The sequence below is a fragment of the Isoalcanivorax indicus genome (assembly GCF_003259185.1).
Taxonomy (GTDB): Bacteria; Pseudomonadota; Gammaproteobacteria; order Pseudomonadales; family Alcanivoracaceae; genus Isoalcanivorax; species Isoalcanivorax indicus.
Genome location: NZ_QGMP01000001.1, coordinates 46,991 through 72,471, shown reverse-complemented (window position 1 = coordinate 72,471; position 25,481 = coordinate 46,991). Strand labels below are relative to the sequence as shown.

At 64.0% G+C, this 25,481-nt stretch carries 25 protein-coding genes; 13 read left to right on the top strand and 12 right to left on the bottom strand.

The window, feature by feature from the left end; all coding sequences use genetic code 11:
* The 4 genes from DKW65_RS00375 to DKW65_RS00360 form a co-directional block, all read right to left on the bottom strand.
* Complete coding sequence (locus DKW65_RS00375; RefSeq protein ID WP_162925616.1) at positions 1 to 900, bottom strand: endonuclease/exonuclease/phosphatase family protein; 900 nt, start codon at positions 898 to 900, stop codon at positions 1 to 3.
* Positions 901 to 929: 29 nt separating this feature from the next.
* Positions 930 to 1,571 (bottom strand): thiol:disulfide interchange protein DsbA/DsbL, encoded by a 642-nt coding sequence (locus tag DKW65_RS00370; protein ID WP_111655385.1) that lies wholly within the window; start codon positions 1,569 to 1,571, stop codon positions 930 to 932.
* 193 nt (positions 1,572 to 1,764) lie between these two features.
* Positions 1,765 to 2,412: a c-type cytochrome gene (locus tag DKW65_RS00365; RefSeq protein ID WP_111655384.1), complete on the bottom strand. Its 648-nt coding sequence runs from the start codon at positions 2,410 to 2,412 to the stop codon at positions 1,765 to 1,767.
* A 24-nt stretch (positions 2,413 to 2,436) separates the two neighbouring features.
* Positions 2,437 to 2,721, bottom strand: a complete 285-nt coding sequence (locus DKW65_RS00360; RefSeq protein WP_111655383.1) for a c-type cytochrome — start codon at positions 2,719 to 2,721, stop codon at positions 2,437 to 2,439.
* 162 nt (positions 2,722 to 2,883) lie between these two features.
* Between DKW65_RS00360 and yihA the strand changes: the two genes are divergently transcribed.
* Positions 2,884 to 3,534 (top strand): ribosome biogenesis GTP-binding protein YihA/YsxC, encoded by a 651-nt coding sequence (gene yihA, locus DKW65_RS00355; protein ID WP_111655382.1) that lies wholly within the window; start codon positions 2,884 to 2,886, stop codon positions 3,532 to 3,534.
* A 1,031-nt stretch (positions 3,535 to 4,565) separates the two neighbouring features.
* On the top strand, positions 4,566 to 5,072 hold the full coding sequence (locus DKW65_RS00350; RefSeq protein ID WP_111655381.1) for a hypothetical protein: 507 nt from the start codon (positions 4,566 to 4,568) through the stop codon (positions 5,070 to 5,072).
* Positions 5,073 to 5,141: 69 nt separating this feature from the next.
* Here the strand turns inward: DKW65_RS00350 and polA are convergent, their stop codons facing one another.
* Positions 5,142 to 7,895, bottom strand: coding sequence for a DNA polymerase I (polA, locus tag DKW65_RS00345; protein ID WP_111655380.1), 2,754 nt, complete (start codon positions 7,893 to 7,895; stop codon positions 5,142 to 5,144).
* 90 nt (positions 7,896 to 7,985) lie between these two features.
* Between polA and DKW65_RS00340 the strand changes: the two genes are divergently transcribed.
* Together DKW65_RS00340 and DKW65_RS00335 are read left to right on the top strand one after the other, a co-directional pair.
* The gene (locus DKW65_RS00340; protein ID WP_111655379.1) at positions 7,986 to 8,915 is read left to right on the top strand and encodes a homoserine kinase; all 930 of its coding nucleotides are present in this window, start codon (positions 7,986 to 7,988) and stop codon (positions 8,913 to 8,915) included.
* Positions 8,916 to 9,016: 101 nt separating this feature from the next.
* On the top strand, positions 9,017 to 10,030 hold the full coding sequence (locus tag DKW65_RS00335) for a hypothetical protein (RefSeq protein ID WP_111655378.1): 1,014 nt from the start codon (positions 9,017 to 9,019) through the stop codon (positions 10,028 to 10,030).
* A gap of 14 nt (positions 10,031 to 10,044) precedes the next feature.
* On the opposite strand, the gene DKW65_RS00330 is transcribed toward DKW65_RS00335, so the two are convergent.
* Both DKW65_RS00330 and DKW65_RS00325 read right to left on the bottom strand, forming a co-directional pair.
* On the bottom strand, positions 10,045 to 11,184 hold the full coding sequence (locus DKW65_RS00330; RefSeq protein ID WP_162925615.1) for a cellulase-like family protein: 1,140 nt from the start codon (positions 11,182 to 11,184) through the stop codon (positions 10,045 to 10,047).
* A gap of 222 nt (positions 11,185 to 11,406) precedes the next feature.
* Positions 11,407 to 12,288: a metal ABC transporter substrate-binding protein gene (locus tag DKW65_RS00325; protein ID WP_162925614.1), complete on the bottom strand. Its 882-nt coding sequence runs from the start codon at positions 12,286 to 12,288 to the stop codon at positions 11,407 to 11,409.
* 93 nt (positions 12,289 to 12,381) lie between these two features.
* Here DKW65_RS00325 and znuC point away from each other — a divergent pair, with 93 nt between their 5' ends.
* The 3 genes from znuC (at position 12,382) to DKW65_RS00310 (ending at position 16,333) form a co-directional block, all read left to right on the top strand.
* Positions 12,382 to 13,152 (top strand): zinc ABC transporter ATP-binding protein ZnuC, encoded by a 771-nt coding sequence (znuC, locus tag DKW65_RS00320; RefSeq protein WP_111655375.1) that lies wholly within the window; start codon positions 12,382 to 12,384, stop codon positions 13,150 to 13,152.
* Positions 13,145 to 13,930 carry a zinc ABC transporter permease subunit ZnuB gene (znuB, locus tag DKW65_RS00315; RefSeq protein ID WP_425451938.1) on the top strand — a complete coding sequence of 262 codons (786 nt, stop codon included), beginning with the start codon at positions 13,145 to 13,147 and terminating at the stop codon, positions 13,928 to 13,930. The genes znuC and znuB overlap by 8 nt, the downstream gene beginning before the upstream one ends.
* Positions 13,931 to 14,164: 234 nt before the next feature.
* On the top strand, positions 14,165 to 16,333 hold the full coding sequence (locus DKW65_RS00310) for a hypothetical protein (protein ID WP_162925613.1): 2,169 nt from the start codon (positions 14,165 to 14,167) through the stop codon (positions 16,331 to 16,333).
* Positions 16,334 to 16,893: 560 nt separating this feature from the next.
* Here DKW65_RS00310 and DKW65_RS00305 read toward each other — a convergent pair.
* The 3 genes from DKW65_RS00305 to rd are packed head-to-tail and all read right to left on the bottom strand — an operon-like array spanning position 16,894 to position 18,604.
* Positions 16,894 to 17,271, bottom strand: a complete 378-nt coding sequence (locus DKW65_RS00305; protein WP_111655372.1) for an SCP2 sterol-binding domain-containing protein — start codon at positions 17,269 to 17,271, stop codon at positions 16,894 to 16,896.
* A 20-nt stretch (positions 17,272 to 17,291) separates the two neighbouring features.
* Positions 17,292 to 18,440 carry an FAD-dependent oxidoreductase gene (locus DKW65_RS00300; RefSeq protein WP_111655371.1) on the bottom strand — a complete coding sequence of 383 codons (1,149 nt, stop codon included), beginning with the start codon at positions 18,438 to 18,440 and terminating at the stop codon, positions 17,292 to 17,294.
* On the bottom strand, positions 18,440 to 18,604 hold the full coding sequence (rd, locus tag DKW65_RS00295; RefSeq protein WP_111655370.1) for a rubredoxin: 165 nt from the start codon (positions 18,602 to 18,604) through the stop codon (positions 18,440 to 18,442). The genes DKW65_RS00300 and rd overlap by 1 nt, the downstream gene beginning before the upstream one ends.
* A 311-nt stretch (positions 18,605 to 18,915) precedes the next feature.
* Here rd and DKW65_RS00290 point away from each other — a divergent pair, with 311 nt between their 5' ends.
* The 6 genes from DKW65_RS00290 (at position 18,916) to DKW65_RS00265 (ending at position 24,317) form a co-directional block, all read left to right on the top strand.
* Complete coding sequence (locus DKW65_RS00290) at positions 18,916 to 19,476, top strand: chorismate--pyruvate lyase family protein (RefSeq protein ID WP_245932355.1); 561 nt, start codon at positions 18,916 to 18,918, stop codon at positions 19,474 to 19,476.
* A gap of 96 nt (positions 19,477 to 19,572) precedes the next feature.
* Positions 19,573 to 20,445 carry a 4-hydroxybenzoate octaprenyltransferase gene (gene ubiA, locus DKW65_RS00285; protein ID WP_111655369.1) on the top strand — a complete coding sequence of 291 codons (873 nt, stop codon included), beginning with the start codon at positions 19,573 to 19,575 and terminating at the stop codon, positions 20,443 to 20,445.
* A 95-nt stretch (positions 20,446 to 20,540) separates the two neighbouring features.
* On the top strand, positions 20,541 to 21,242 hold the full coding sequence (gene phoB / locus DKW65_RS00280) for a phosphate regulon transcriptional regulator PhoB (RefSeq protein ID WP_111655368.1): 702 nt from the start codon (positions 20,541 to 20,543) through the stop codon (positions 21,240 to 21,242).
* A 36-nt stretch (positions 21,243 to 21,278) separates the two neighbouring features.
* Positions 21,279 to 22,643: a phosphate regulon sensor histidine kinase PhoR gene (gene phoR, locus DKW65_RS00275; protein WP_245932354.1), complete on the top strand. Its 1,365-nt coding sequence runs from the start codon at positions 21,279 to 21,281 to the stop codon at positions 22,641 to 22,643.
* A complete protein-coding gene (locus DKW65_RS00270) occupies positions 22,640 to 23,362 on the top strand; it encodes a sulfite exporter TauE/SafE family protein (protein WP_111655367.1) in 723 nt (240 codons plus the stop codon). The genes phoR and DKW65_RS00270 overlap by 4 nt, the downstream gene beginning before the upstream one ends.
* A gap of 43 nt (positions 23,363 to 23,405) precedes the next feature.
* Positions 23,406 to 24,317, top strand: a complete 912-nt coding sequence (locus DKW65_RS00265) for a hypothetical protein (RefSeq protein WP_111655366.1) — start codon at positions 23,406 to 23,408, stop codon at positions 24,315 to 24,317.
* Here DKW65_RS00265 and DKW65_RS00260 read toward each other — a convergent pair.
* Positions 24,314 to 24,676 (bottom strand): VOC family protein, encoded by a 363-nt coding sequence (locus DKW65_RS00260; RefSeq protein WP_111655365.1) that lies wholly within the window; start codon positions 24,674 to 24,676, stop codon positions 24,314 to 24,316. The two genes, DKW65_RS00265 and DKW65_RS00260, sit on opposite strands and share 4 nt — an antisense overlap.
* A 38-nt stretch (positions 24,677 to 24,714) precedes the next feature.
* The gene (locus DKW65_RS00255) at positions 24,715 to 25,467 is read right to left on the bottom strand and encodes an AraC family transcriptional regulator (protein WP_111655364.1); all 753 of its coding nucleotides are present in this window, start codon (positions 25,465 to 25,467) and stop codon (positions 24,715 to 24,717) included.
* Between the last annotated feature and the right edge of the window lie 14 nt (positions 25,468 to 25,481).

Below are 25,481 nucleotides of genomic sequence, written 5' to 3'. Positions count from 1 at the left end.
TCAGCGCTCCACTTTTTCCAGTGGCAGTTCGCGGCTGGCGGCGAGCACGTCGTCGGGGATGATGATCTCCGTGGCCACCGGCAGATGGTCAGAAAGCAGGCAGCTGTCGAGTACAGCGGTATCCACCGCCTGCAGCCCGGCGCTGACCAGAATATGATCAAGATGCTTCTCGGGCGCCCAGCTCGGGTAGGTGCGATGCTCACCGTCCATCAGGCGCAGGCCCAGCTCCGACAACGGCGAATTGAGCAGTTCGTGGGGCAGGCAGTTGAAATCCCCCATGATCACGACGTAGCGATAGTGACGCAGCAGATTGGCCAGGTAGGCCAGTTGCGCATTACGGTGCTTGCCGCCCAGCGCCAGATGCACTCCCACCACCACCAGCGGTGCCTCGGGGTGCCCGTACTTGGCAATGAAGGCACCCCGACCGGGCAGCCCGGGCAGGCGATGATCCTCCACATGATAGGGCACCACCTTGCTCAGCATGCCGTTGCTGAACTGGCCAAAGCGACCGAGATTGCGATTCAACTGTTGATGCCAGAACGGGAAGTCCGCCAGTGAGGCCAGATGCACCAGCTGGTTGGTGAAACGCGAGCGCAGACTGCCGCCGTCCACCTCCTGCAACGCCACCAGATCATAGCCTTGCAGCACATCGGCGATGTTACGGATATTTTCGGCGCTGTTCGGGTGCGCCACCAGATGCTTCCAGCTGCCCGTGATGTACTCACGGAAGTTGCTGGTGCCGATACCGGCCTGGATGTTGAAGCTCATCAGCCGCAACCGGTCATCCGGCAGCGCAATGCTGCGCGGCTGACGCAGCCGCCGACGCAACCCCTCGCGCACCAGCGAGAAACCACCTCGGGGCTTTTCCAGGGAGAACGACTGTTCGGTCGGCTGATTCATCAAGACTGCACTCGGTGCCCGGTTCCGGTTCAGCGCTTGTTGCGCTCCAGCTCCACGAGGTAATTGATGACCTCGAAGGTCTCGCGGTCGTTACGCAGATTGTTGCGCAACACCACATACTTGCCCGCCACAGTGAAAGACGGCACCCCGGTCAGACGGTAGTCGCGGCTGGCAGAATCGGCCTGACGCACCTTGGTCGAGACGCCGAACGATGAATACATTTCATTGAATTCATCCGGGTCCACCCCGTACTTGCGGAAAAAATTGGCCAGCGCCGGCACGCTGAACAGCGGCTCGCGGTGCTTGTGGATGGCGTCGAAGATCGGCTGATGGATCTCGTCGACGATACCCTTGGCCTCGGCCACGTAGTAGGCCCGTGCCAGCGGCTCGGCGCCACGAATGAACAGCACCGGGCTGCGCACGAAATCCACGTCGTCGGCCGCGTCAGCTTTCCAGGCATTGATCAACGGCTCGATGTTGAAACAGGCCGGACAGCCATAAAAGAAGAATTCGCGTACCTCGATCTTGTCGGGGTCCGCCACACTGACGGGCTCACTGAGCACCTGATAGTGGGTGCCCTCGGCAAAACGGGCATGTCCGCTGTCCGCCAGCGCTGGCAGGGTGAACATGAGACCAAGCAGGGCAATGGCCCCGGCTACCTGTCGCAACATCCGGAATCTCCTCGATTTGAGTTCAGCTTACGGGCTTTGACCGACAGACGCGGCAAATGCTCCCCAGTCCCCCGAGGATATACGATTTTGTGCCGACTTGCGTCAGCGCTGCGTGGCCAGGGGCGCCCGGACGGGCACAAAAAAAGCGGCCCGGAGGCCGCCTTTCTGTACAGGCAAAGCCTGCAAGGTGCGATCAGTCTGCAGACAGCCCCTGGATGAAGCTGGCCACCGCCTTGATCTCACGGTCGGTCATCTTTGCCGCAATGGCCTGCATCATGCCGGGATCGTCGCCCGTGGTGTCGTTGCGACGGTACGCCGGCGCCCCCAGGTCATCACGACCTGCGGCGCGGAACGCACGCAGCTGCTGCTCGGTGTAACGGGCATGCTGGCCCGCCAGCGCCGGGAAGCCGGCCGCAGCGATACCTTCAGCCGCCGGGCCGTGGCAGCCGGAGCAGGCGGCAACGCCGGACGACATGTTGCCGCCGCGGAACAGACGCTCACCGGCTTCCACCAGGTCCGGGTCAGCCGCGCCGATGCCCGCGGTCTGCGTGGCATAGAACGCCGCCAGGTCCTTCATGTCCTGCTCGGACATCCCTGCTACCTGCGCCTGCATGATCGCGTTCTCGCGTGCACCGCTCTGGTAGTCCATCAGCTGCTTGACGAAGTATCTCTCGCCCTGACCAGCGATTTTCGGGAAGTCGGCGGCAGGACTGTTGCCATCCGGACCGTGGCAGGCAGCGCAGGGCGCCGCTTTGGCTTCGCCCGCCGCCGCATCACCGGCGTGGGCCTGGCCGGCGAGCAAACCCGCCAGTACAACAGCAAACAGCTTCAGGGATTTCATGGCCGTTCCTTCAATTACTTGCAATTACTTGATCATGTATTCGATCAGCGCACGGTACTCGTCATCGCTGCAATCGCCACACATGCCGCGCGGCGGCATGGCGCCGATGCCTTCACGGGTGTTTTTCACCAGGGTGTCCATGCCTTTCTCAAGGCGCGGGGCCCAGGCTGCTTTATCGCCAGTTTTGGGGGCACCGGCGGCACCACTGGCGTGGCAGAACACGCAGCTCTGGTTATAGCGTTCTTCGACACTGGCGGCCGTGGCAACCCCACAGACAGCCAGCGCAGCAACAGCTAACATCCACTTCATGTTTGCGCTCCTGTGGTCACGGCGCAAGCGCAGCGTGACGCAATCAGCTCGGGAATAAATCGACGCCAGCAACCGGCTCGGGGTATCCGGGACCGCCAGCGGCGCGCATTATATACTACCCATGTGCTCCGCTCCATCGCTTGACACAGGAATGACCCCCTCATGCATCCAGCCGAACGCCTGCTGCGCCGCGCCAGCTTCGCCACCAGCGCCCGCAACCTCAGCCAGTGCCCCCCCGACAGCGGCCGTGAAGTCGCTTTCGCCGGGCGCTCCAATGCGGGCAAATCCAGCGCCATCAACCGCCTCACGGACCAGAAGACCCTGGCCCGGACCTCCAAGACCCCCGGCCGCACCCAGTTGCTGAACTTCTTCACGCTGGACGAAGAACGGCGTCTGGTCGACCTGCCCGGCTATGGCTATGCCAAGGTCAACAAGGGGATGCGCGAACAGTGGCAGCGGGACCTGGACGACTATCTGGCCGGGCGCCAGAGCCTCTGTGGCCTGGTACTGCTGATGGACATCCGCCATCCGCTCAAGGACTTTGATCATATGTTGATCAACTGGGCCGCCGAGGCGCGCATGCCGCTGCACATCATGCTGACCAAAGCCGACAAACTGGGGCATGGCGCGGCCAAGACCACCCTGCTGAAGACCCGGCAGGCGCTCAAGGCACACCCCGGCGACATCAGCCTGCAACTGTTCTCCGCCCCGCAGGGCGCAGGCCTGGAAGAAGCCTGGGATCGTCTGGCCCTGTGGCTCGACATCCAGGATCCCGAGACCAGCACTGGTGACCAGGCGGTCACAAAAGAATAAAAAAAACCCCGGCAGCAAATCGGGGGAAGGGTACGACAGCGCTGCCGGGGTGGCTTGCCGCCACGGCGCGTCGGGGAACGCTGCCGCGGCATGATCTGTGGCCCGGAGAGGGATTGGGGGATCGGGGACCGAGCCACAGTCACTGCTGAGACTGGCTATCTGCGGGACAAGTTCCCAACCATCTCAGATAGCGACAGCTTGCCGCGGGCACCGTGAATCGACCGTCAATCGTGACACCGTTCGTCGGTCCCTGTCAGTGAGCGGCCACATAGCGTCACACCCTGTCACGCAGGGTCACCCCTGCGGCGGCGGCCGCCCCCTCCGGGCACCCCAACACATGCCGTCATGCCCCCGCCCAGCGGCTTTTTTCGGGCATGCCGGCACTCATGCTGGCACTTTGGCATAGCTCTTGCTTTTACTCTGGTAGCAACACCGACCTGCGCAGGCAGTCGCCGGAAACACCTGGGGAGGTGACTTCCGGTCCTCGAAAGAGGCTCGCAAAGAGAGATGTGCAGGCAAAAAAAATCCCTGGCAGCAAATCGGGGGAAGGGAACGACTGCGCTGCCAGGGAGGCTTGCCGCCTCCGGCTCTCTGGGGGAAGAACCGAAGGCTGAAAAAGCTGCGGCCCGGCGAGGGTTACTGGGGGGATCGGGGGGTACCGCGCCACAGCTGTAGTCTATGATGCACTGAATGGCGGGCAAGTTCCTGTGATCTACTCTAAGAAACGCGCCCGCTGTTCACTTTTTTCAGATTTTACTTTCTCGCTCACCTCGACGCTCACCTTGACACACCGTTGACTGATCAGGACCCCGCCCGGCACAGGGACGCCGAGCACGGCGGGGCCTTCTTCCTGTTACACCCCGTCTTCTTGCTGCGCCTCATCCAAACGGGTGATCCGCCTCCCCCTTTCGGGGGACGTGGCGGCCTTTGCCCATTGCCCCGCCCCATGCGCCACGTCACCCTGCGCCCGGCAGTGAGCCGCTTGCTCACCCATTACGATCTACCCACCCATAAAGACAAGGATGCACACCATGTTCAAACGCTTGCTTGCAATGACGTTCGCCGCCGGCCTGATGGCCAGCGCCGCCCACGCCGAACAGCCTGGCGAGGGTGATTTCGCCCTGTTCCTGACCCAGCCTTTCAGCAGCAACAGCCTCGAGAGCTTCGGCGCCACCGGCCCCACCTACAACCTGGGCCTGTTCCTCAGCGACGACCTGATGGCCTACGGCAGCCTGCGCATCGTCAACGCCGACGGCAACACCAACCTCGGCCTCGGTGGCGGCGCCCGCCTGTATCAGGATTTCGGCGCGCCTTACCTGCGCACCTTCTTCGATGGCAACCTGAGCTACACCTCGCTGGACGACGGCGATGGCAGCTTCAACATCCTGCAGCTGGGCGGCTTCTTCGGCACGGAATTCAATCTGGCCCCGCGCGCCAGCCTGGCGGTACGTGTCGGCGCCACCTTCACGGATGTCGATGGCGACTTCAACATCCTTGATCTGGGTGCCGCCGACGTACTGCTGAGCGTCTACTTCTGATCCGGAAACCGCGCTCAACGACGATGCGAACCCCTGGCAAGCCCTGAACGGCCCCGCCAGGGGTTCGCGTCAATGCGCTTCATCCCAGTTCAACCCCACGCCCGGATCGACCACCAGCGGCACCTTGAGCTCTGCCGCACCACTCATGCGCTGCGACACCTCCCGCACCAGCGTATCGACGTCTGATTCCGCCACCTCGAACACCAGTTCGTCATGCACCTGCATGATCATCAGCGCATCAAGACGGCTTTCACTCAGCCAGGCGTCCACCTGCACCATGGCGCGCTTGATGATATCCGCAGCCGTACCCTGCATGGGTGCATTGATCGCCGTACGCTCGGCGGCCTGACGCATGGCGCCATTACGGCTTTTTATTTCCGGCAGATAAAGCCGCCGCCCGTACAGGGTTTCCACGTAACCTTGCTCAGCCGCCTGCGCACGGGTGTTCTCCATGTACGCCTTGACGCCAGGATAGCGCTCGAAATAAAGATCAATGTATTGCTGTGCTTCACCCCGGGGAATGCCGAGCTGCCGCGCCAGACCAAACGCGCTCATGCCATAGATCAGACCGAAGTTGATGGCCTTGGCATTACGGCGCTCGTTGTCGCTGACCTCATCGGGCGTTTTACCCCAGACTTCCGCCGCCGTAGCGCGATGAATATCCAGCCCTTTTTCGAACGCCTCCAGCAAGCCCTTGTCACCCGAGAGATGCGCCATGATGCGCAGTTCGATCTGGGAATAATCCGCCGCCACGATACGCCGCCCTTCGGGCGCACGAAACGCCTGGCGAATCCGTCGGCCTTCTTCGCTGCGGATCGGAATATTCTGCAAATTGGGGTCGCTCGACGACAGCCGCCCCGTGGCCGCCACCGCCTGATGATAGGACGTGTGTACGCGCCCGGTACGCGCACGCACCATTTCCGGCAGCCGGTCCGTATAGGTGCTTTTCAGCTTGGACAGCTCGCGATAATCCATGATGATCTGCGGCAGGCGATGGCCGTCGAGCGCCAGTTCCTGCAACACGGCTTCGGCAGTAGAGGGCGCACCTTTAGGGGTTTTCTTGATGACCGGCAGTGCCTGCTCTTCATACAGAATGGCACCCAGCTGCTTGGGCGAGCCGAGATTGAATTTCCGCCCCGCTTCGCTGTAGGCCTTCTCTTCCAGTTCGGCCATGCGTTTCGCCAGCTCCTGGCTGTGGCGGCGCAGCATGTCCACATCCACATAGCAGCCATTGCGTTCTACCCGCGACAGCACGCTGACCAGTGGCATTTCGATCTCCTGAAACACCTTCACCAGACTCGGCGACTGCTCCAGTTTCGGCCACAGCGTGTCGTGCAAGCGCAGCGTAACGTCTGCATCTTCGGCGGCATAGGGGGCGGCATCATCAATGGCAATCTGATTGAAGGTCAGCTGCTTGCTGCCCTTGCCGGCGATATCGGAAAACGCGATGGTCTTGTGGCCCAGATACTTCAGCGACAGGGAATCCATATCGTGTCGCGTGGCGACGGAATCCAGCACATAGGATTCCAGCATCGTGTCGTAGGCAATGCCACGCAAGGTGATGCCATATTGCGCCAGCACGCTCATGTCATACTTGAGATTCTGGCCGACCTTGGCATGCTGGTCGCTTTCCAGCAGCGGCTTCAGTAGTTTCAGCACGGCATCCCGATCCAGCTGGTCCGGTGCGCCCGGATAATCATGCGCCACCGGAACATAAGCTGCTTCACCTGGGGCCAGCGCAAACGACAACCCGACCAACTCCGCCTGCATATAGTCCAGGCTGGTGGTTTCCGTATCGAAGGCAAACAGCGGGGCTTTTTCGAGACGTGCCAGCCAATCCCGCAAGGTCTCTTCGTCAGTGATGGTCACGTAGCCATCGCGAGACAACCCGGCAGGCGCAGACACATCGGAGGAGCCCTCGCCAGCCTCGCCCGCTGCCGGATCCTCACCGTCCAGCAATTCCGCCAGCCAGCCCTTGAACTCCAGATCACGGTACTGACTGATCAGCGCCTGGGTGTCCGGCTCGCCCAACCGCAGGTCTTCCAGCGTTTCATTGAGCGGGCAGTCCACCTTGATGGTGGCCAGCTGGTACGACAGGAAGGCCTGTTCGCGATGCTCCTCCAGCTTTTTCGGTAACGTCTTCGCGCCCCGGATCGGCAGCTCCGGCACCTTGTCCAGGCGCTCGTAGAGGGCCTCCAGAGAACCAATCCCCTGCAACAGCCCCAGCGCCGTCTTTTCGCCCACGCCCGGCACCCCGGGAATGTTGTCCACCTTGTCGCCCATCAGTGCCAGCAGGTCGATGATCAGGTCCGGGCCGACACCGAATTTCTCCACCACGCCCTCCGGATCGAGCACCGTGCCGGTCATGGTGTTGACCAGGGTGATGCGCTCGTCCACCAGCTGGGCCATGTCCTTGTCGCCGGTGGAGATCACCACGCTCTGGCCGTTGGCCGCCGCCTGCCGCGCCAGGGTGCCGATCACGTCATCCGCTTCGACCCCCTCTTCGACAATCAGCGGCAGGCCCATCGCCCGGATCAGGGCATACAGGGGCTCCACCTGCTCTCGCAGTTCATCCGGCATCGGCGGCCGCTGGGCCTTGTACTGCTCGAACAACTCATCCCGAAAGGTCTTGCCCTTGGCATCGAACACCACCGCCATCTGCTCGGGCTGATAGTCCGCCAGCAGCTTGCGCAGCATGCTGGCCACACCCCGCACCGCACCGGTGGGCTGCCCGGAAGAGGTGGTCAGCGGCGGCAGCGCGTGAAAGGCGCGGTACAGGTAAGAGGAGCCGTCCACGAGGACGACCGGCTTCGGCTCGGTCATGAGGTCTGGGTATCCCTGTTGCGCGACAATTCGTTGCCCGGATGATAACGCAAGGCGGTACCCGATTCAGTGCGCTGCTATACTCCGGCCATGACAGTCTTTACGCCCCTCAGCAATGACGACATCCAGAGCCTGCTTGATCAGCATGGGCTGACTCTGGTCCACCAGCGCCCGATTGCCGAAGGCATCGAGAACAGCAACTTCATGCTGGAGGCGCGCCGCGCCAATGGCATTCCGGTAGCACTGGTGCTCACCGTGTTCGAGACGCTGAACCAGGCGGCGCTGCCCTGGTTCATCCAGCTGCTGCAACGCCTGGCGCATGCCGGGCTGCCGGTGGCCGCGCCGCTGGGCGGCGCACAGGCCCTGATGCAGGTGGCGGGCAAGCCCGCCTTGCTGGTGCCCAAGCTGTCCGGTAGCCACATGCAGCGCCCCGACACCAGCCACTGCGCCAGTATTGGCGCAGTGCTCGCCCGCCTGCACCGGCAAGCCTTGCCCGACGGAGCGACAGCACCAGACCCTCGGCAACAGCTCGCCCGCCTGTTTGCGGACCATGCCGATGCCCTGCCCGCCGCAGCACGTGATCGCGCCGACACCCTGATGGCACGCTGGCAGGCCGCGTCACCGCCTCTGGTGCTCTGCCATGGCGACCTGTTCCGGGACAATGTGCTGTTCAACGGCGAGCAACTGACCGGCGTGCTCGATTTCTACAATGCCGGGGCAGCCAGCGCCGAATACGATATCGCGATCGCCATGAATGACTGGTGCGTGGACAGCGAAGGCCGCCACGATACCGCACTGGAAACCGCCTTGCTGGATGGCTACCAGCGTGTGCGACCGCTGGACAACGCCGCACGCATGCGCCTGCCACTGGCGCTGGCGATCGCCGCGCTGCGTTTCTGGTTGTCGCGGCTGGGGGCTCCCGCACGGGAACAGGCCATTGGTCAGGGCAGCAAGGACCCGGAAGAGTTCGCCAGACTGTTTGCCCGGCGCTGTGAGGCATTGACACCCTCCCCCCATTGAAGCACACGCAGCCATCAGCCGCGGTGGCGCCGAGAGGTCCATCTGCGAGCACGCCGAGCGCATTGTCTGTACTATCAGGGAACATTCCGGGGGGAGTCATCATGCTATTCAGATCGGCCGGCCTTGTCGGCCGGGTTCACCTGCTTGGTCCATTGATGCTGGCGTCATTCATGACCGCCTGCGGCGGAAACAGCACCGATGAAGAGCGCACGCGCATGCTGGTACTGAGTGAACACACTCAGTTTATGGCTGTGGAGCAGGTCCTGTCGTCTGCCTTTGCGGCCTTCCACCTCCCACTCTCACTCGACGCCATGCAAACGCTCGCAACGGGCGACTGCTCGCAGGGTGATCCGCCACCCGACACGACCGACTCTTTCGAACTGGCGCTCCACAACTGCTTGACGGAAAACGAGCATGACCGGCTTGAGTACCATGAGTCCCCGCACTTGAGGCACTCCTTCATATCCGGCAACGGCTTTGCCAGCGTGACCATAACCTCAACCGATGAGCCCCTGCGGCAGTACGCTGATATTACGTTTGACGGGCTGCAACTGGATGAGCGCAAAGAAACCATCGGCTGGTCGGTCGGCCCCGTGCCGAAAGACGAGAGCGACCGCCCTGCACCCGCTTACCAGCGCTTCAGTCATTCATTCATCGAACTGGATGGTGACGTTGCCTTTGAATGGATATTCCCTGAACCTTTCTGGTCCATGTCGGGCCAGAGCCTCACGTTCACCGCGAGACACTCAGATGCCCTTGAAGATCTCGTTACCGGGGAATACACGGAATTTTTTGCCGATATCGACTTCACGATTGAGCGCTTCGATATCAGTCCCATCACGGACACCATGGCGATGACACTCGTATCCCGCAGCGAGGACGGGATACTGTTGCTGGATGTCAACGCGGACAGCTTTCCGAGGTTCAGAACCGATGACGGCGACTGCCCCGAAATCTCTATTGAGCTACTCGATCACGAGGGCAATATCCTTAACGTGTATGCCAACGCCATGTCCGAATCCATCCTGTTCCGGATCAATAGCGAAGACACTGCTGAAATTCCCTGTAATGAACTCCGCAGTGTCATCGACAACATCTATATGGACCTGTTCTGAGGTCCGTTTGCGGATCAGCTGTTGCGGATCATCGCCGTGATGCGTTGATGCCAGGCGACGTCGTCCCAGAAGCCGGGGCTGTGCGGGCGGGCGTGCAGGCCGGTGCTGACCACTTGCATGCCCTCATCCAGCGCGGCCATCACCGTGTGTTCAGACACCAGGCGCACCCAGTCCCAGTCCAGGGTCTGTTCATGGGTCTGGCGCACAAACCCTTCGCCCAACATCGGCAGTAACCGCCGCACGCGACCAAATTCTGCCTGCTCATGCAGGCGCTTGCGCATGCGCTCCGCCCACTGACTCTGGCGACTGCGATACAGCAAGGCGGCCACCCGGCCCTGGATACGCTCGCCCAATGCTATTGGCGCATGGCGCAATACTTCGGCACTGCCAAGGCGGAAGCGCGGATCATCACTGAGCCAGACATGGTGATCCATGAAATCCAGTTCGCTGGTGTCCAGCTGGCGCAGATTGCTTTCCTGGCCCGCCGCCACAGACACACCGAACAGGATGCGGGGGTGCAGGGCACGCAAGGCACGGGGCACTTCCAGCAGGTATTCCTCGACCCGCCGGGCGGCGGCGGGCGACCAGCTCAGCAAGTTCGGCAGCGGATTCATGGGGTGGGTGCTGAAGATGCGCCGATAGGCGCCGTGGGCGCAGGGTGCCTGCGGAAACTCATGACAGAAATCCACCGCCAGCACCTGGTCGGCAAAGCCTTCCTGCTCGATGAAATTGAGGGTCTCGCTCCATACACGGATGAAGTCAGCCGGGCGCCGCACAAAGGAACGCCGGGCCTGGCTGTCAGGCACAAACCAGCTGCTCAGCCACAACTGGATACCGTGGTCGCGGGCGCGGCGTAGCAACTCCGGCAACAACCGTCGTGGCTGCACCTGCACCGGCACGCGCGCGCCCCGGCGCAGATCGAGTCCTTCAGGGTAAATCTCGAAACGGTCGCTGATCAGCCCGCTCTCGCCACGCGCCAGCAGGTGGGGCACGGCATCCACGCGCAACGCGTTGTAGCCGCGTTCCGCCAGGCCGGCAAAGGCGCGATCAAGATCACGGTACTCGCAGGCGCGGCCGTCACGCCGTGTCAGCCAGGAGTAATCCCAACAGGCCAGCGCAAGACGCTGGTTGCCCGGCAGCACAGGTGCGCTCATGACGCGCCGACCGTCCAGCCCGCAGGCTCTGGCTTGATGACGTAACAACCCCGGATCATGAATGCCCCAGTCAACGCGACACAACGAAAAGGCCCAGCCTTCACAGGCCGGGCACCAGCATACCCGTTTGTGGGCACACGACAATGGCTGGCGGGGTTCGCCGATGCAGATCGGCCCGATCGGCCCCATAAAAACGATGCATGCAAGAAGCTGGCCGCTCTGTCAGGGGCCAGACAGACAGCGGTCAAACAGCCCCCCCAGGTGGGCAAGCAGATCCGTGTAGCGCGCATCGATCAGGTCGCGCCCGAGCGGATCAGCCTCCACCAGGTGACAGCCGTCGCCACACAACCGCTCCAGCAATGCCCGGCGCCCTTCCGGTTCCGCCATGACACAGACCACCTGCTGCTGCGCCATGCTGCGGCTGAGCTCAGCGAACCGGCGGCTGCTGGCCGACGCCTCGACATTGTGGCTGATGATCATGGGGCGGCGTATGCCGAAGGCGTCCGCGAAGTAAGCCCAGGGATCATGATGGCTCAGGTAGGTGGCCTCGGCATGGTCAGCCAGAGCGGCGCGCACCCCGGCCTCCACAGTATCCAGCCGATCACCGAATGCCGCCAGCCGTGCGGGCCAGTCCGGCAACTCGGCCAGCAGCGGGTGGGCCGACAGGGCCGCAGCCAGCGCACGCATATTGTCCGGGTAAAGCCACAGGTGCGGATCAAGCAGCGAGGCATGGTGGTGATCATCGTCAGCGTGGTGCACGTGCCCGTCATCCCCATCACGACGGTACAGCGAACGCAGGTCGGTCAACGCCAGGGCCGCGCGCCCGTGGCGCTTGACCAGCGCCGTCATCTGCGGCTCCGCTTCCGCCCCCAGCCAGACCACCAGATCGGCCTCGCGCAGGGTGCGCGCCTGCCCCGGGGTGAACGACACATGGTGCGGATTCTGGTTCGGCAGCAGCAGGGTGCGCACCTCGACCTCGTCCCCCAGCAGTTCACGCAACAGCATCGACAGCGGTTCGACACTGGCTGCCACACGTATCGTGGCCTGTGCCGACAGGGGCAGCAGTAACGGGATCAGCAACAGACTCAGCAGCAGGCGTCTCATCGGGCGGTTTCCGGTCAGGCAGGTGGGCGACGGCATGGAGCGTAATAGTATATCATTCCGGCGCCTGACCTCACGCGACTGACGAGCCCGTCCATGACCGCTGCCAACGCTGACTCGCCGCTGGTGACCCTGACTGATGTCGCGGTGCGTTTCGGCGGCGACATCGCATTGCAGCACATTTCCCTCGCGCTGGCGCCGGGCCGCATCGTCACGCTGATTGGCCCGAACGGCGCGGGCAAATCGACCCTGGCCCGGGTGGTGCTGGGTATCCAGAAGGCCGACACCGGCACCGTGGTACGACGCCCGGGCCTGCGCATCGGTTACATGCCTCAACGCATCAAACTGGATGACAGCCTGCCGCTGACCGTGGACGGCTTCCTCGCCCTGGGCATGCCAGGCCACGCCCGCGAACGCCGCGCGGCACTGGACCGGGTTGGCGTGGGTCGTCTGCATCGGCGCCCGGTGCAACAATTATCCGGCGGCGAGATGCAGCGCGTGCTGCTGGCGCGCGCCCTGCTGCGCAAGCCGGACCTGCTGGTGCTGGACGAACCGGCCCAGGGTGTCGATGTGGCCGGTCAGAACGCGCTCTATGGCCTGCTTGCGGAAGTCCGCGACGAATTCGGCTGCGGCATCCTGTTGATCTCCCACGACCTGCATCTGGTCATGGCAGCCACCGATGAAGTGATCTGCCTGCATCACCACATCTGTTGCTCCGGCACCCCGGAGTCCGTGACCCGCGACCCGATCTTCCGTGACATGTTCGCAGGGCACCCGGCCGCCAACCTGGCGCTCTACACCCACGAGCACGATCACGAACACACCCTGCACGGCGACGTGGACGCGGAGCATCACCATGATCATTGAACTGCTTGGCGGACCGCTGGCGGCCGGCCTGGCCGTGGCCCTGGTGGCCGGCCCGATGGGTTCCTTCGTGGTCTGGCGGCGCATGGCGTTCTTCGGCGACACCCTGGCCCACGGCGCCTTGCTCGGCGCCGCGTTCGGGCTGGCCGTGGGCATCAGCCTGTATCCCGCCGTGGTGCTCTGCTGCCTGGTGCTGGCACTGACCCTGGTCGCCCTGCAGCAACAACAGCACCTGGCAGGCGACACCCTGCTCGGCATCGTCGCCCACACCACTCTGGCGATGGGCATCATCGCCGTCAGCCTGCTGCCCACCGTGCAGGTAGATCTGTTCGCCTTCCTGTTCGGCGATCTGCTGGCGGTGACCGGGCAGGACATCGCCTGGCTGTGGGGCGGCGCCCTGTTCATTCTGCTGCTCACGGCACTGAACTGGCGCCGCCTGCTGAGCATGACCGTCAATGAAGAGCTGGCCCGCGTCGAGGGCATCAACGTGGCCGCCACCCGCACCCTGCTGATGCTGATGCTGGCCCTGCTGATCGCCGGCGCTATTCGTACCGTTGGCGTGCTGCTGATCACCTCCTTGCTGATTATTCCCGCTGCCAGCGCCCGGCGGCTGGTTCGCACCCCGGTGCAGATGGCGACCACCGCCAGCGTGATGGGCGCCATGGCCGTCATCGGCGGCCTCCTGTTGAGCTGGTTCGCCGACACGCCGGTGGGCCCCTCCATCGTGGTGGCTGCGGCGCTCCTGTTTGTCCTGTCACTGGCGGTCCCGCGACGCACCTGACCCCCCGCGAGCGCTGACACTGCCGTACCCGCTACTTACCGATCTGCCTAACTCGGGGCGCCCGCTTAACCCCGCCATCACACCCGCAGCAATTCGCACACCCAATGTTGCTGTTCCGTTACACGGCGTAAATCAGCACCTACATATTTCCCCACCACCCCCTCCTTATAGTCGAAATGGGCGGGATTCGATTCCGCAAAGTGGGACGCACAAACTATTCGAGAGGGTTACATCATGAACGGATGGCTATCCAGAGGCGCCTTGCTGGCCACTCTGGCTTTCATACTTTCCGCCTGTGGGGGCAGCAACAACAACGACCCCGTGGCGGCACCGGGCAACGGTGGCAATGGCGGCGGCAGCGAACAGCCGGTCCTGACCATCGTTGATACCAACAACGAATTTTCCCTGTCTTTCTGCCCCAACACCGCATCACTGGGCACGATTGGCGACGTGATCGACCGCATCGCGTGTGAGAACGAAGCGCTTCAGGGCATCGGCGCGGGCGATGCAGACCTGCTGGCCCGTTTCTGCCCCGTCGCCGCTGAGGGCTTTTCCGTGATCAGCGCGGGCGATGAAGGCATCAGCGTCCTGCCGCTGGATTTCGGCCCGGCCTGCCTGATGGAAACCACAGAGACCCTGCAGAACATCCAGGACCTGATCGGTGGCAGCAACCCGCTGACCGCCCTGCTGTGTCCGATGATGGCCAACGCCGGCGAATTTGATCCGGCAGGCTGCTTTGCTGAAGCCGTGGATTTCTTCAGCGACTTCCAGCCGCCGCGCCCGACCCTGCTGGTCGACATTCTGGGTGAGTTGTGCCCGACGGCGGCCCTCGGCCCCCTCGGCCCGACCACGCCCGTGGACTGCCTGACTGAAGTCGGTGGCAGCCTGGCCAACGCCCAGGAATTGCTGCTCGGCCCGAACCTGATCACCGAAGCCGTCTGCCCGGTGGCCGCTTTTGCCCCCGAGTTCGACCCGGCCGAATGCATCACCGAAACCCTGGGCGCCTTTATCCCGGGTGGCGGTGGCGGTTTTGACGGCATCCCCGGCTTCGACCAGATCCCCGGCATCGGCGACCAGTGCGAAGAAGGCGCGGACCCGCTGAGCTGCCTGCTGGCGGCTGGCGACGCCCTGGCGCCGCTCACCGACCTGCTCGGCGACATCCCCGTTCTGGGTGACATCCTGGCCGCCCTGCTCGGCGGCGGTGATGGCGAGCCCGGCGACGGCGGCCCCGGCATTCCCGAATTCCCGGGCTTTGGCGACTGCGACCCGGCTGACCCGGCGAGCTGCCTGGCCGCACTGACTGAACTGCTGGCGCCGATCTCTGATCTCATCGGCGAAGTACCCGTGCTCGGCGACATCATCAATGCCCTGCTGTCTGGCGAACTGCCTGACTTCCCGCCGGGCGGCGGTGACGGCGGCCTGCCGGAATTCCCCGGCTTCGGTGATGCCTGTGACCCGGCCGATCCGGCCAGCTGCCTGGCGGCCCTGACCGAACTGCTGGCGCCGCTGAACGACCTGCTCGACAACGTGCCGGTGCTGGGCGACATCATCAACGGCATCCTGTCCGGCGAACTGCCCGAATTCCCGGGCGGCGGCGATGGCGGCGACCTGCCGGCCTTCCCCGGCTTCGGCGACTGCGACCCGGCTGACCCGATGAGCTGCCTCGCGGCCCTCACCGATCTGCTGGCCCCGCTGACCGGCGCGCTGGAACAGATCCCGGTACTGGGTGACATCGTCAACGGCATCCTGTCCGGCGAGCTGCCAGAATTCCCAGGTGGTGGCGACGGCGGCCTGCCGGAATTCCCGGGCTTCGACGCCTGTGACCCGGCTGATCCGGCCAGCTGCCTCGGCGCCCTGACCGACCTGCTGGCCCCGCTGACCGGCGCACTGGAGCAGATCCCGGTACTCGGCGATATCGTCAACGGCCTGCTGGCAGGTGAAGTGCCTGACTTCCCCGGCTTCCCCGGTGGCGGTGACGGCGGCTTCCCCGAGCTGCCCGGCTTCGACGCCTGTGATCCCGCCGACCCGGCCAGCTGCCTCGAAGCCCTCGCTGGCCTGGCCGACCTGCTGGCCCCGCTGACCGGTCTGCTGGAAGAGATTCCGGTTCTGGGTGACCTGATCACCGGCCTGCTGTCCGGCGAACTGCCGGACTTCCCGGGTGGCGACGGTGGCCTGCCCGGCGGTGACTTCGGCGACTTCTGCGACCCGGCTGACCCGGCCAGCTGCCTGGCGCTGCTGACCGACGCGCTGGCGCCGGTGACCGATGGCCTCAGCGCCATCCCGGTACTGGGCGATGTGCTGGGCACGCTGCTCGGCGCCGTGGAAGGCGGCGACACCTCCGGTATCGAGGACATTCCGATCCTGGGCGCTATCCTGGGCCCGATCTTCGGTTTCCTGCCGTAACGGCAACCGGATCACCGGAAAAACAAAAAAGCCCCGGCCGCAAGGTCGGGGCTTTTTTTATGTTGTCCGCGCCAGGGCGTTGGAGCTTCGTAGCCCGGCCTCGGCAAGGGGTAAGCCCTTCCAGAAGCCGCCGTAAACCCATCCCTGGGGGCTTGCGTTCGGCTTCCTGCCTCACACACTTCTGGAAGGGCTTACCCCTTACCGAGGCCTCAGTTCAATGCCAACTTCCGGTTCTGCACTTCGTAGCATGTAGGCTGGGCTGAGCAGCGCGAAGCCCAGCACCTTGACGTCTTGCTCGTGGCAGAGTCTGCTTGATGCCGGGCTTCGCTGCGCTCAGCCCAGCCTACGGGGCGAACGAAACGTTCGGTTGGCTGGAAATTGTTAACCGGGCTGCGCGTGACGGCCCTCGGGGGGCGGGTAAGGGTTTTCTGGACCTTCGAGAGGCATGGATGCCGAACGAGAGCCCCCATGGATGGGTTCACGGCGTGTCCAGAAAACCCTTACCCGCCCCCCGAGGGCCATAACCACCACAAAAAACAGAATGGAAAAAAACCGAGAAGCTACTTCTTCTTGCCAGGCGCAATAAACTTCATCAGGGTCATGAACCACATCAGCTGACCCGGATCGCCTTCGATACGGATCTTGCCCTGCTGCATGCCTTCCATGAACGCCATCTGGTTTTTGCTCGCTCTCTGCAACGTCGCGAACGCATACGCCGCATCGGCAAAACTGAGCGTGACCGTCGGCGCCGGATGGATACCACCACCCACACGTACACGCCCCGGCTCAAAATGGAACCAGCGCGCCGGCGAACCCGCCTTGGTGCGCCACTGCATCAGCACATTGCGGTTTTCCAGCTGCTTGCGGAATTCCGCATTGCGCCAGGCAAGCCAGCGCAAGCGCCAGCCGAGAACGAGCAGTACCAGCCAGAATTTCATGTGCTTCTCCCTTCGCCGGTTCAGGCAAGCAGCGGCGGCAGTTCCTTGTTGAGTTTCATTTTTTCGCTGCACGCCTCGCCGGTCAGCGCATAACCGCGCAACTGACCGTCAGCATCACGGAACAGAGCGCGCACGTTATGGCCGTCGGCTTCGATGTCCCAGTCGCCCTCAATGCCCTGCGGCGGTACCACGCATACCACCGGGCACGCCGGGGTCTTGATGGTCACCGGCATGACGCCGTAGCTTACCGGAGTCTCGTTGCCCGCCAACGTCTGCGCCAGCGCGCGCGACGCCGCCATCAGCGGCAGCACGTACAACAGTACATGGCCTTCCACTTCGGCGCAGTCGCCCAGTGCATAAATATCCGGGTCGCTGGTGCGCAGGGTCTGGTCGGTGCAGATACCCCGGTTGACCTTGAGCCCGGCCTGCTCGGCCAGGGCGATGCGCGGGCGCAAGCCCACGGCGGACAAGACCCGGTCGGCGTCCACAGTGCTGCCATCAGACAAGGTCGCACGCACGCCGTCACCGGCCGCGTCCACGCGCTGCACGAAAGGCCCGAAATGGAAGGTCACGCCTTGCCCGGTCAGTGCGTCTGATACCGCTTTCGACGCCGTCTCGGGCAGGAAGGTCGGCAAGCAGCGGCCCACCGGCTCCACCACATGCACCTTGAAGCCGCCGTTGGTGAGGTCATTGGCAAACTCGCAGCCGATCAGGCCGCCGCCCACAATCAGGATGGTCTTTGCGCCGTCTACCGCTGTGCGGAAGCGGCCATAGTCTTCCAGATCATTGACCGTATAGACCTTGTCCAGGCCGTCACCCTCTACCGGCGGGCGGAACACATCGGCGCCCCAGGCCAGCACCAGCTTGCTGTAGGGCAGGCGTTCGTCACCGATCAGCACCGCATGGCCGTCGCGGTCGATGCCGGTCACGGTAACGTGGGTGCGCAGGGTGACATTGAACTGCTCGGCGGTCTTCTCGGGCGTCGCCATGGCCAGTTCGTCGGCGCTCTTGCCCTTGGTGAAGCCGGTGGAGAGCATGGGCTTGGAGTAATTGCGGCCGTCGTCAGCGGTGAGCATGACGATGGGCGTGTCCTTGTCCAGCTTGCGCAGCTCCTTGACCAGATTGAAGCCGGCCAGGCCGCTGCCGATGACGACGATGGGATCAGCCATCAGATTTCTACCATTTCGAAATCATCTTTGGAGACGCCACAATCGGGGCACACCCAGTCATCCGGCACGTCGTCCCAGGCCGTACCCGGAGCGATGCCTTCTTCCGGCAGGCCTTCAGCTTCGTCATAGATGAAGCCGCAAACCACACATTCCCACTTTCTCATGGCTGACCCTCTCTGTGTCGCGTCGGTGCCCGTTCCGGGGGGCCCGGCGGATGCTGTTATCCGGGGAAACCGGCTGTTTCAAACGACCGTTCGATCAGCCAGATTCGGAGAGGGGCCTAAACTAGCCATGCCACCGTGAAAAATCAATGACGTTACGGTCAGCGTCGGACAAAGAAGCAGGGGTGACCGCGAGGCCTGCCGCGGCTTGCCATGGCTGCCCTGCTGACGCATAGTGCCCCGGCGCCAGGGCCTTGCCCGGGCGCCCTTCAGACCCGCTGGCGCCGCATGCCAGCCTGTTCACGGGACCCGACGTGCGCCAGTTTGCTCCGCACCCATGGTTTGCTTGCGACCAGCCCCGCTGGCAACCGCTGGCGCGCGTGCGCGCACCGGCTCCCATGGCCGACTGGCTGGCGGACACGGGGTCCCTTACCCATCGGCTGCGGCAGCTCGGCCAGTTCAGCGTGCTGCCGCTGCGCCAGCGAATAGCGGCGCCGGCCCCGCAGGAAGCACGGCTGTTGCAACAGCCGCCACGGCACGCCGCGCTGATCCGCGAGGTCTGCCTGCATGTCGACGGTGTGCCGGTGGTCTATGCCCGCAGCGTACTGCCGCTGACCTCGCTGACCGGCGCCAACCGTGTGCTGGGTCATATGGCACGCCGGTCACTGGGGGCCGAACTGTTCCGCCGTCCACGGGCACGCCGCTGCGCGGTCTGGGCCGCCACCTTCCCGCCCGGGGCATTGCCCGTGGCGGCCGGTGATACGCCGGTATGGGGGCGCCAGTCCCTGTTCCGCAAGCGCGGCAAGCCGCTGCTGGTCGCCGAGGTGTTCCTGCCCGCGCTGTGGCCACTCAGCGATCACGCCGCCCGTTCCTAAGACGGGTTCGGGGCACCTGCTACCCCGGGCACCCGTGCTTCTTTATCATGGCGTCTCACTTCGCTGCTTTACCGCTACGAGATCACAAGGACGCCCATGCTCGACGCTCTGCAACACCGCGCCCCCCGCCTCTGGCCCTGGCTGCAACTGATGCGTCTGGACCGGCCCATCGGCACCCTGCTACTGCTCTGGCCGACACTGTGGGCGGTGTGGATTGCCGGGGCAGGCAGCCCGTCGGCGCGCACCATCATCGTCTTTACGCTGGGCGTGATCGTGATGCGCGCGGCAGGCTGCGTCATCAACGACTACGCTGATCGCCACTTCGATGGCCATGTGGCGCGCACGCAGGCGCGCCCGTTGGCCACCGGGGCCTTGCGCGGGCGCGATGCGCTGATGCTGTTTGCCGGGTTGATGGCCATTGCGCTGATCCTGGTCTTGCAGCTCAACCGCTTCACCTTCTATCTGGCCTTCGGTGGGGCGGCGCTGGCCATCATCTATCCGTTCATGAAGCGCTTTACCTTCCTGCCGCAGCTGTTCCTGGGCGCCGCCTTTGCCTGGGCGATTCCGATGGCCTTTGCCGCTGAAACGGAAGCCGTGCCGGCAGCGGCCTGGCTGATCTTTGTCGCCAAGCTGCTGTGGACAGTGGCCTACGACACCCAGTACGCCATGTGTGACCGGGAAGACGACCTGAAGGTGGGCATCAAGAGCACCGCCATCCTGTTCGGGGAGGCCGACCGGCTGATCATCGGGGTGCTGCAGGCGCTGACCCTGTGGCCGCTGTGGTTGCTGGGCCGGGGGCTGGATTTCGGCTGGACCTGGTATCTCGGGCTGGCCGTGGCGGCCGGGCTGTTCGTCTATCAGCAGTGGCTGATTCGCGAGCGCCAGCCCGACGGCTGCTTCCGGGCCTTCCTGAATAACCAGTGGGTCGGCGCCGCGCTGTTTGCCGGGCTGTGGCTGCAGTATCTCTAGGGAACCCAGCCATACCCCCAATCGCGCCACTGTCATATGCTTGTCATGAAACGGCCATCTAATGGGCGCATGTACAAGCCAGAGCAGACGCTGTCATGAGCAAGCACACCCTACTGATCGTGGACGATGAGCCGGCCATCCGGGAGATGGTTGCCGTGGCCCTGGAAATGGCCGACTTCGATGTACTGGAGGCCGACAATGCCCAGCGCGCCCACGAGATCATTGTCGATGAGCGCCCGGCCCTGATCCTGCTGGACTGGATGCTGCCTTCGGTGAGCGGTATCGAACTGGCGCGCCGCCTCAAACGCGACGAGACCACCAGCGAAATCCCCATCATCATGCTCACGGCCAAGAGCGAGGAAGACAACAAGATCCAGGGGCTGGACGTGGGGGCGGATGACTACATCACCAAGCCGTTCTCCACCCGCGAACTGATTTCCCGCATCAAGGCCGTGCTGCGCCGCAGCAGCGCGGCGGCCGCCGACAAGGCCATCGAGGTCGACGGTCTGTGTCTGGACCCGGTCAGCCACCGCATCACCGCCAACGACGAGCCGGTGGACATGGGCCCCACCGAATACCGCCTGCTGGAGTTCTTCATGAGCCACCAGGAGCGCGCCTATTCCCGTACCCAACTGCTGGACCAGGTGTGGGGTGCCAACGTCTATGTCGAGGACCGCACCATCGACGTGCACATTCGCCGCCTGCGCAAGGCGCTGGCGCCGTACGACTTCGACCGCTTTATCCAGACGGTGCGCGGCACCGGCTACCGGTTTTCGACCAAGACCGCCCGCGCCTGATTCCGGTGCAGTCAGGCTGCAAACGGATTGCAACCATTGACGTACAATAGCGGGCACCCGACCCGCATGGAGAGTCAGCCGGTGACCCCCACCGTTCGCCAGGAGCTTCGCCGCATCGCCCTGTTCGTACTGGCCGGTGCAGGCCTGTCGCTGATGCTGGACAGCCTCTGGCCGGTGCTGCTGGCCGCACTCCTCTGTCTGGCGTTCAACCTGCGCCAGTTGATGCGCCTGAGTCACTGGGTCGTGAGCTACGAGCAGGGCAAGCCGCCGCCGGAAAGCCGGGGCGCCTGGGGCGACCTGTTCGACCGGCTGTATCATCTGTTGCGGCGCGAGAAAGCCGCCCGCGATGAGCTGGAATTCCTGATTACCCGGGCCGAAACCTCGATCACCGCCCTGCGCGATGCCATCGTCGTGGTTGATCGCCAGGGGCGGATCGAATACTGGAACCGTGCGGCAGACCGGCTGCTGGGTTTCAAGGCACCGCATGACAAGCAGCAGACGCTGACCAACCTGATCCGCGACCCACGCTTTGCTGCGTATCTCAAGGAAGGCCACTTCGACCATCCTCTGACGCTGCCATCGCCGAACGATGAACACCGCATGCTGGAATTCACCATCACCCGCTTCGGGGCGGGAGATTGGCTGGTCATCGTGCGTGACGTGACCCGGCTGCATAACCTGGAGCAGATGCGCAAGGATTTCGTAGGCAACGTCAGCCATGAACTGAAAACGCCGCTGACCGTGCTCAAGGGCTATCTGGAAACCCTGCTGGATTCGACTCCCGCCGAGCAGAAACGCGTCCACCGTGCGCTGATCCAGATGAACCAGCAAAGCCAGCGCATGGAAGCGCTGGTCAACGACTTGCTGCTGCTGGCGCGCCTGGAAGGCACCGAGGTCGAACACGACAGCGAACGGCAGGCGCTGGCGCCGATGTTGCGCCGACTGCGCCAGGATGCCCTGGCCATGGCGCCGGACAAGCAGCAGGACGTGCAGCTGGAAGTGGCGCCCGGCGCCGGGCTGCTGGGCAATGGCGCCGAGCTGCACAGCGCCTTCGCCAATCTGGTCACCAACGCCGTCAAATACACCCCCGCAGGCGGCCATATCCGCATCCGCTGGTGGGAAGATGATGCGGGCGGCCACCTGTCCGTCAGCGACGACGGCGTCGGCATTGAAGCCCGACATATTCCGCGCCTGACCGAGCGCTTCTACCGACCGGACTCCAGTCGCGTGACCGAGACCGGCGGCACCGGGCTCGGCCTGGCCATCGTCAAGCATGTGCTGTTACGCCACGACGGCCAGCTGGACATTCACAGCACGCCCGGTCGGGGCAGCACCTTCACCTGCCACTTTCCCGGCCACCGGCTGGCCAGCGAAGCGCCCATCGCCTCAGGCTCGGCATGACCTTGCTGCCGTGGTTCTTTTTCATCGCCATCCTGTTTGCCGCTGTCGGGCATGCGGGCGCCTCTGGCTATCTGGCCGTCATGGCGCTGTACGGCATCCCGCCCGAGGTGATGCGCCCGGCGGCGCTGATCATGAACATCGGCGTCGCCAGCATCGCGGCCGTGCGTTATCTGCGGGCGGGGCTCTTCAATGCGCGTCTGTTCTGGCCGCTGGCCCTGTCGGCCGTGCCCATGGCTTTCGTCGGCGGCCTGCTGACACTGCCCGCCGCCGGATATCGGCCCCTGGTCGCGCTGGTGCTGGTGTGGGCGGCACTGCAGCTATGGCGCCACCCGGCGGACCCCCCCGCCGCCGCGATACGTACCCCCGCCCTGCCCCTGCTGCTCGGCAGCGGGGCGGCACTGGGCCTGCTGTCCGGGTTGACCGGCGTGGGTGGCGGTATCTTCCTGAGCCCGCTGCTCCTGCTCGGCCGATGGAGCCGCACACGCGAGGTGTCCGGCGTGGTGGTGCTGTTCGTGCTGTGCAATTCCCTGGCCGGGCTGGCCGGTGTGCTGGCCAGCGGCACCCCGCTCCCCGGGCAGGCCGCCCTCTGGGCGCTGGCCGCCGCTGCGGGCGGTTTGCTGGGCGCCGAGCTGGGCGCGCGGCGCCTGGGCGTGCCGCTCATTCGGCGTCTGCTGGCGCTGGTGCTGCTGGTGGCCGCCTTCAAGATGTCCGGGCTATGACCTGCTATGCTCGGGAGACGCAGGACGTCATAAGGAGTGCGGTGTGTACCGAACCGGGAATGTGCCATGGAACCAGAGGCTGACCGCGCTACTGCTACTGTCATCACTGACCACACCCGTCGCCCTCGCTGCCGCCACAGAGCCGCTGGAGAACGGGCGACCACCGATTGATACTGACGCCGCACTGCGTGCCATCCGTCAGGCGGATTTCGCGGAACCCATTTATGTGGAATCCCGCGAAGACAACAACCAGGTGCAGGGCGGTATCTATGTCCTCATCGACACGCCCTTCAAGACCCTGCGCGAAAAGCTGGCCGACAAGCGCAGCTGGTGCGAAATCATCTTCCTGCACTTCAACATCAAGGCGTGTGTGCTGGACATGAAAAGCGATCCCACCCGCGTCAGCATCTACAGCGGTCGTCTCTATTACCAGAGCCCGGAAGAGGCCACGCGTAACGACTATGTGTTTGAAGCCTTCAGCTTTCGCGATAACTACCTGAACACCGTCCTGCACGGCCCGGACGGCCCCTTCGGCACCCGCGATTACCGCATTGTCATTCAGGCAGTGCCGGTGGACGAGCACACCACGCTGGCGCATGTCAGCTATTCATTGCATTACAACATGGTGACCCGGGTGGCCCAGCGCGTCTATTTCGCCTCGGCCGGGCGGCACCGTATCGGCTTCAGCCGCGAAGGGACCGACAATACCCCGGTGCGCGGCGTACGCGGCATGGTCGAACGCAACACCATGCGCTTCTATCTGGCGCTGGAGGCCTTCCTGGGCGCCCCCGAACCGAACCAGCGCGACGAACGGCTGGAACGCTGGCACACGCTGACCCTGCAGTATCCGGACCAGCTCAAGGAGCTCGACCTTGAGACCTACCTCGACTACAAAAGCAAGGAGCGCGCGCACCAGGACAACCTGCAGAAAAATGCCGACCGAGGCGAGGGCTAGCGCCGGGTCACAACATCCACGCCAATGCCGTTCGGGTCCAGCACACTGAAATGACGATCGCCCCAGTCTTCATCACGCAGGCTGACGGCGATCGGCACGTCCAGCGCCATGATACGGGTGTGCTCGGCATCCACGTCCGCGACATCAAGTGTCAACCAGAGACCCTGGCCGGGATAGGCGCCGCGAAAAGGCACGGCCTGCTGCGGCAGGTCCGGCAGCATGAAACCCAATTCGCTGTCCCCCAGCCGCAACACAACACACCAGTCTTCATCGAACAGCACCTCCGCGCCGAACAGCCGCACGTAAAAATCCCGGCTTTCGCGCACCTTCTTTGTGATTACACCGCACCACAGATGCATGGCAACGCTCCTGCACATCCTCAGAGCCGACAGTATGGCTAGCGGGCGGCCTGCCCGGCTTGAACAAACGCGACATGGTCCCGTCGCAGGGTGGCCGGCGTCACGCCCAGCAATTGGCGACAGGCGCGATTCATGTGGCTCTGGTCGGTATAACCCACCGCCAGAGCAATGTCTGCGAGGGATCGTTGCTGATCCGTGATCAGCCACCGCGCCAGACGACGTACCCGGCGAATACTGGCCAGCGTCTGCAGTGACACCCCCACCTGCTCCCGAAACAGGCGCTGCAGCTGACGCGCGCCGACCGCGCTGTCGGCCAGCAGGGTCTGAACAGCCAGCCCCTGGCGGAGCCCGGATAACGCCTTGTCGACATGCCCTGCCTGAACAGGGCAGCCCGCCAATGGCTGCATCAGCGCCTGATCCAGGCGCGCCGCCAGCTGGTCCGGAGACTCCCTGTGCACTGCCTCGGCCAGTGCCTCAAAAGGCAGGCAGACATGCCCGGCAGCGGGTATCGCGGTATCAGTCAGGTTATCAAGGGGCAGATCGAGCAGATGCCGGGCCTGGCCGGGAGCAAAGCAGACCCCCAGATAGGTCGTGCCCGCATCAAGCGCCACAGGACAAGGCGCCGTGCTGGTGCCGTATAAATGCACCTGCCAATGTGTTGCCGAGACCTTAAATACCAGATCAACACAACCATCCGGCAACACAGGGTAGCTGTCAGCAGTGACCGAATGGCTGATCCAGTAGTGGCTGACCCAGGGACGCAAGAAGTGGACACTCGGCAACAGCAGCATGGCATCGGCCTCGG